Annotated in this window: 9 protein-coding genes and 1 pseudogene; 1 reads left to right on the top strand and 9 read right to left on the bottom strand. The window is 33.7% G+C overall.

The features are described from left to right. Nucleotides 1-220, top strand: a 220-nt coding sequence (locus KQI85_RS15945; RefSeq protein ID WP_216577023.1) for a hypothetical protein, incomplete at its 5' end; no start/stop codon positions are given. An 83-nt stretch (nt 221-303) separates the two neighbouring features. Here KQI85_RS15945 and KQI85_RS15940 read toward each other — a convergent pair. The 9 genes and pseudogenes from KQI85_RS15940 to KQI85_RS15900 form a co-directional block, all read right to left on the bottom strand. Then, nucleotides 304-633, bottom strand: coding sequence for a hypothetical protein (locus KQI85_RS15940; protein WP_216577022.1), 330 nt, complete (start codon nt 631-633; stop codon nt 304-306). A gap of 146 nt (nt 634-779) precedes the next feature. Next, nucleotides 780-1,400 (bottom strand): SUKH-3 domain-containing protein, encoded by a 621-nt coding sequence (locus KQI85_RS15935; RefSeq protein WP_253293939.1) that lies wholly within the window; start codon nt 1,398-1,400, stop codon nt 780-782. Nucleotides 1,401-1,451: 51 nt separating this feature from the next. Beyond that, a complete protein-coding gene (locus KQI85_RS15930; protein ID WP_216577021.1) occupies nt 1,452-2,108 on the bottom strand; it encodes a hypothetical protein in 657 nt (218 codons plus the stop codon). Nucleotides 2,109-2,398: 290 nt separating this feature from the next. Beyond that, nucleotides 2,399-2,728: a hypothetical protein gene (locus tag KQI85_RS15925; protein WP_216577020.1), complete on the bottom strand. Its 330-nt coding sequence runs from the start codon at nt 2,726-2,728 to the stop codon at nt 2,399-2,401. Beyond that, complete coding sequence (locus KQI85_RS15920; protein ID WP_216577019.1) at nt 2,722-2,958, bottom strand: hypothetical protein; 237 nt, start codon at nt 2,956-2,958, stop codon at nt 2,722-2,724. Before KQI85_RS15920 ends, KQI85_RS15925 begins: the two co-directional genes overlap by 7 nt. A gap of 16 nt (nt 2,959-2,974) precedes the next feature. Then, nucleotides 2,975-3,520 (bottom strand): Imm19 family immunity protein, encoded by a 546-nt coding sequence (locus KQI85_RS15915; RefSeq protein WP_216577018.1) that lies wholly within the window; start codon nt 3,518-3,520, stop codon nt 2,975-2,977. A gap of 284 nt (nt 3,521-3,804) precedes the next feature. After that, nucleotides 3,805-3,951 (bottom strand): annotated as a pseudogene (locus tag KQI85_RS17090) (RHS repeat-associated core domain-containing protein); the annotation flags it as partial. A 145-nt stretch (nt 3,952-4,096) separates the two neighbouring features. Beyond that, on the bottom strand, nt 4,097-4,762 hold the full coding sequence (locus tag KQI85_RS15905; RefSeq protein ID WP_216577017.1) for a hypothetical protein: 666 nt from the start codon (nt 4,760-4,762) through the stop codon (nt 4,097-4,099). A gap of 8 nt (nt 4,763-4,770) precedes the next feature. Continuing rightward, a partial coding sequence (locus tag KQI85_RS15900) for an RHS repeat-associated core domain-containing protein (protein ID WP_216577016.1) occupies nt 4,771-5,949 on the bottom strand: 1,179 nt, incomplete at its 5' end.

Below are 5,949 nucleotides of genomic sequence, written 5' to 3'. Positions count from 1 at the left end.
ATCCCATTCATATACCGCCTTATTGTTTTCATCTAACCATTTAATTATTTTTCCATTTTTTGTTCCGAAAGGTCCAATTTTTCTCAATCCTTCTGGATTAAAGTCATCTGGATTCTCAGGAAATTGTATTTTACTAGGTTTACTACCACTATTACCAGCATCTTTCTTAAGCGGATTTTTTCCCGTAACCGCTTCATATGTCCCTGCCGCATTTGCCTGACAATACTGATGATTCCAAGTCCACGGATATACCTTGTGATTGTTCCATTGCTGGTTTCTTCTGCCACAACTTCATGGTCTTCGTTATATAAAAACTTGATGAGACGGCCGGTTTCTTCCATCATACACGTATCCGGTGGTTCCTTCAAGTCCTTTCTTTCGAATCTGGTTGCCGTTTCCATCATAGAAATAGTGGTTGTCAGCAAGTGTCTGTTTCTCTGTTTCTGTTTTTAATGCTTTTATGTTCAGCAGTTCATCATACGCATAGGTACTTGTGATGTTTTCGCCAATCTTCTTTACAACCGGATTTCCGGATGCACTGTAGACATACTCCGCCAGGATTCTTCCCGAAGCGTCTGCACCTGCAAAGTGAAGTCTGTCCGGATTGCACTGTCCCATATCCGTCACAGCCATCAGCCTTCCAGAAAATCATGTAGTTTAACATCAACTAAATTCACTTTTCTTATACGCATATAAACGCACCTCTTTCGCAACAAAAATTTGTTTTAAAATAAGTGTGTAAATAGCAGCATTTTGGAAGTAAATATTATGTTTTGAATTTAACTTATTACTACTGCCTTATTGCATTCTCCTACCAAACAGTCAAGCATTTGTTCAACATTCTCTCCTGCTTTTTCTAAATACCCATCTGTATAACAATAAAACACATCTTGTTCATTCATTAACACCATTAAATTTTCTCTACAAGCAATCCCTACAGGATACACTATTTCATTAATATCATATTCTTCCAGTAACTCTTCAAAATATGCTTTATCCAAATTGCATCCTAGTGCTTTTTCTGGGATAAACTCCAAATTTTCTTTTCTTTCACCATCTTCAAAAACAAGCATACCGTATACAGTCAAGAATTTTTCTACATTTACCGGCATGACAAGCCCAACTTTCTGATACACATCTTTAATATTAGATATATCTATTGTTCTTTTTTCATCCCAACCAGCTTTTACTAGTCTCTCCTCTGTCACTTTTTCCATAATATTAACATTCCTTTCAATCCTATTGTTTTTTGAAAAAACATCCTTAAAATATTTTGTATTAATAAAAATATTATCTAACGTTGCCTGATTCTGTAATGCATTGTTTACAGAATATATTTCTGCACAATTATCTACAGAAACGTAGATGTGGGCAGAAATCAAAAAGTTGCCCCTGCCCATTTTTATTATCCACAAATGCTATGTAAGTTTTTCGTTTACGTAAAAGCAATATTAAAAATCGAATAAATATGTATCTTTTTCCTCTATGTATCCAACTTCTATATATTTTGCTTCAACGCTTATCCCCTTTCCCTTTGCATATTTTATTAATGCGATTGCCCAGTAATCTAACACCACCATATAATCCAAAGGGATTCTTCTGATATCCTGTATACGACTATTTAAAGCTTCTATAAATGCGTCTTTATCCATTTGCTTAATAGCACAATACATATTTTTCAAATGTTCTTCTTCTATACATGAAAAATTTTCATCCATACAAGTATGATTCAAAAAGTTTGCTACCTCATTAAACCTTCCAAGAATATATGCAATATATATATCCTCATCTCCTTCTTTCATATCTTCGACAGTATCTTTTGTTCCTGTATTAGTTTGCATTCCAGCCTGATCAAAATTAAACACCTCATATAAATGATCAACCACTTTTCCTAATAATTCTTTGCATCTGTCATACTCTTGATTCAAATAACAGTTCTCTGCTAATCCTGTAAACCGAAGACAATATAGTATATTTTTTTTAATCATATCAAAATTTTCTTGTTCCAAACTTTGTATTTCCTTTTCCCTGAATAGAAGTTCATTATTCTCCTTCATTTCCAAAATACGCTTATTCCACTTTTTCCCTTGTACACTTAATTGTTTCATTTTACCATAAATCCTCTATTTTTCTCCGACTAATTTTTTTCCATTTCTTGGATCTGATGCATGTTGATTTGATAATATCCCCATCTAAAATATGATGATTTTCGAATATCTGGAAGCTTTCTACAATACAATACGAACTCATATCCATTGTAACTATATGTCAACAAACGAATTCGAACAAGTATATGAAAGACTACATCCTGGGGCTGAGCTTCTGGCAGATTAAAATTGAGAGAAATTTCTCATTTTAACTTGTACTAAATTTTGACAGAAGACTACGATTAAACTTTTCATTCAATTAGTACTTCGTTACACTCAAATGTTAGTATAGAAACACATTCATCTTCTAATACTATTTTTACAATATTTTTTTCACATGTAATATCAATAATCGAGTCATAATCTATCTCATCTTCTCTTTTTTCTGAATTCCATTTATATTTCTTAGCATTCAAAAATTTCAAAACCGCTTTCGTTAATTCTGGGGCACCATCCCGGTAGTTACTTTGCTTCCACATGCATAAATCAATATTCATTATCACCGTTCCATTTGTATAAACTAACTCATTTACACAGCTATCATTAAAATTGATTTCCTTAACTAATTCTGTTACTAACATATCTTATTTTCTCCCTTTATTACAATATGAGACGCCTTTGACCCTTTTCCAACTGGATTTCCATCTATATCAAAATAGTAATCAACTTTTTTACTTGTATAATTTGGATTCATTACATGATAATGATCTACTGCTTCAAACCCATTTGCCCTATCAACCCCTTTATCAAATCTTATTTTCAAACCTGACTTAGGAGCAAAAAACTCTCTTGAAGTTGTGTTTACTGCCATTTTAGAATTGCAAAATTTATAACAGACAATTATTTACAATAATTTTAACAAGTATATCCTCTTCTATATTATCAATATCCAATTCTTCTATAATTTTTCTAACGTTTTCACCGAATTCATTTTTTTCCTTTTTTCCGACACTCGTTATAGGTAAAAGAAACATTTTGTTTTTTATATCTAAATTTTTTGTCAATTCTATAAACTTAGAAAAATTAATAACTCGAATTCTATAATTTGGTCCTGTACTTGCAATTTCTGAATTATTCAAAAGATAAATTGTGTCCCCTGGATGAAATTCAACTATTAATTCATTGTTATTAGTTAATTGAATTTTTATTGCATTAGGTGTATCAACATAGCCATCATTTTCTTCAAAAACTCCATTATAATAATTTGTAAATTCATCCACCCATTTTCTATCTAAAGAACAACTATCACTTATTATTTCATTCATAGATAAATCATTTTCTTCATCAATTCCTTCTGGAAAATTATTCATCAAAAACCACATAATAAAATTTTTATCACACATAATCTTTTCAACACTAATTATATTTCTCATCATTTCCTCCAAAATTGTCTATATGATGTCTTATCATCTCGACCTCTAAATGTAGGTCCTCCTAAAATAAGTCCATCAGCTTCTAATAAAGGTTTGCATATACCTTTACAAATATTACGAGAAGTACCTCCCTTACTAGTCTCTGTAAATGGATTATCTGCCGTCAGCCCCATCTTCTTGCGCATGTATTCATACGCTTTCTTTTTTGCCTCGGCCTCCGGCATCTTCTTTGCGAAGAATTCCTTATACTTTTTATAAAGGCTTAGCTGCGTTGGACAGATATTATGCCCGCTCGGATCCACATACCCAACCGGATTTGCCTGACAGTACTGATACAAATTCAGTCCATCGCCGTAATAAGTATCTTCCTGCGTAAATCTTCCAATTACCGGATTATAAAACCTCGCACGCAGATAATACTGTTGGGTAACCGGATACACAAGTGATAAGCAGGAATGTAGATATGCGCAGAAATCAAAAATTTGATTCTGCTCATTTTTATTATCTACAAATGCTATGTAAGTTTTTCATTTACACAAAAGCAATATTAAAATCGAATAAATACGCATCTTTTTGTTAATCTGGAATTCCTATTCCAATCTCGTTAAATCGTTCCTCACAATATTCAACATTATCACCGAACCAGTTAATTAATTTTTCTTTTTGGTTGTTACTTAACCGAAAATTATTGCAAACCAATCTTTTTTGAAATATCTGATTTACCAAAACTAATTGCTCTTTATTTGGTTCATAACAATCAATCCAATATTTCTCCAAATCATTGAAATTATATACATATGGTAATAGAGAAAATTCACTCCTTTCCATTACTTCTGCTTCATTCACACAAGATAAAATCATATCATTTTCTCCCCAAAATATCATAGACAATGCAGGAATATTTCCATTCTTACTTTCAACTAAAAAATATGGCAGAAGTTCTTCTTCAGCTAATTTTAGTATTTTTTCACTTGCTGAATTAAGCAACTTAAAAAATATATTCTCTCTTCCTTCTTCATATTTCTTTTCATTTCGCACTCCACATACAAAAATATCATTTGAAAATGCAATAACTCCTCTAATTCCTTCCATATTTTGAAACAAATAATTGTTTCCATCCCAAGCTATCTCTTCTGAAAGTGAAGGATAGGCTCCAGACATTACCGCATTCATAATTGAGGCATATATACATTTATCTAAAATGTCATTCTTATTTGTAAAATTAAATATTGTGTTTATCATACATTCTCCTAATTATTCCATTTTTCTCGATTATATTTTCTAGAAATAATCTGACAATTTGAGTAACTATTTGTTCCACCTTTATCCTTAGGAATAATATGGTCAAACTGCCATTCATCTGGTCTGGGTGTAACTCCTTTTTGACTCTTTTGAGGTTTTGTAAGAACTTCATAATAATCATTTGCGTTATCAGACTTAACTACTCCACCATTTTTCTTCCTATTTTCTACCAACATTGTTTCTTTTTGCTTTTTAGTAAAATCTTTTCCAACACCAACATTTGGTCCATCCTCTAAATATGCATACGGATTGTTTGTTGTACCACTCTTTATCGCCTTCGCCGCATCCTCTACTACATCATCCGCCACTTTATCTGCTTTTTTTGCAAATGCTTCCGATTCTTCTTTTAGCAGTTTCTTCGGCAGGTGTTTTTCGAGGTCTATTGCATCGTCTGCTTTCTTTACAAGCTTCTTGATTCCGTCTGCCACGTTGTCAAGGTGTTTTAGTCCGCTTTCAACTATTCCGTTGCCAAGTACTTTGCTTGCCTTACCTGTCTTTGTAAAGGCATCGGCTCCGGGGATTATACTTAATGCACTAAGTCCTGCATTTATATAATCTCCTTCTGTAAGATACAGCACTGCATTTACTGCATCGCATATATCTCCATAGCCTGTTATACTTCCTGCTATGTCTAATGCATCGTGAACTGCTTCTCGCCAGTTTATGTTTTTCTTTGCCTTTTTTGTTCCAGGTTCGGCACTTAATCCGAATGGATCTATCTGCGTTACTGGGTTTCCATTGGCGTAGGCGTAGCGGTTAAGACTTGGTGTGCTTGCGAGATTGCCTATTACGCTGTCGGCACTTATGAATCTCTTTAGTTCCGGGCTGTAGTATCTTGCTCTCATGTAGAGCAGTCCGTCTCTCTCGGTTATTACTCCGTCTCTTCCGCAGTATCCGAAGATGTGGTCTCCGTCTCCGGTATCATGAGTTCTCTCTCCATATACTGAATAACTGTATCTGTCGGTTACTGTTCCTGTCTGGTCGGTTACTGCTCTTACGCTTCCTCTAAGATCACAGTGATATACCGTCAGGGTTCCTGCTGTTTCTGTCTTTGTGCCGTCAGTTTTTGCATCAGCTGTATTAGTGATTTCAGCTGTGACTTCTGTCTTCTCACTGCTTATAAGTCC

It is taken from the genome of Falcatimonas sp. MSJ-15, from assembly GCF_018918265.1.
GTDB lineage: Bacteria > Bacillota > Clostridia > Lachnospirales > Lachnospiraceae > Falcatimonas.
The sequence above is the reverse complement of the archived record's forward strand: the minus strand, read 5'-3'. Positions and strand labels throughout refer to the sequence as shown.

Excerpts from the sequence above, each read along its gene's own strand:
- KQI85_RS15940 (WP_216577022.1), bottom strand. The coding sequence starts at position 633 with ATGGCTGTGACGGATATGGGACAGTGCAATCCGGACAGACTTCACTTT.
- KQI85_RS15935 (WP_253293939.1), bottom strand. The coding sequence starts at position 1,400 with ATGGGCAGGGGCAACTTTTTGATTTCTGCCCACATCTACGTTTCTGTA.
- KQI85_RS15930 (WP_216577021.1), bottom strand. The coding sequence starts at position 2,108 with ATGAAACAATTAAGTGTACAAGGGAAAAAGTGGAATAAGCGTATTTTG.
- KQI85_RS15925 (WP_216577020.1), bottom strand. The coding sequence starts at position 2,728 with ATGTTAGTAACAGAATTAGTTAAGGAAATCAATTTTAATGATAGCTGT.
- KQI85_RS15920 (WP_216577019.1), bottom strand. The coding sequence starts at position 2,958 with ATGGCAGTAAACACAACTTCAAGAGAGTTTTTTGCTCCTAAGTCAGGT.
- KQI85_RS15915 (WP_216577018.1), bottom strand. The coding sequence starts at position 3,520 with ATGAGAAATATAATTAGTGTTGAAAAGATTATGTGTGATAAAAATTTT.
- KQI85_RS15905 (WP_216577017.1), bottom strand. The coding sequence starts at position 4,762 with ATGATAAACACAATATTTAATTTTACAAATAAGAATGACATTTTAGAT.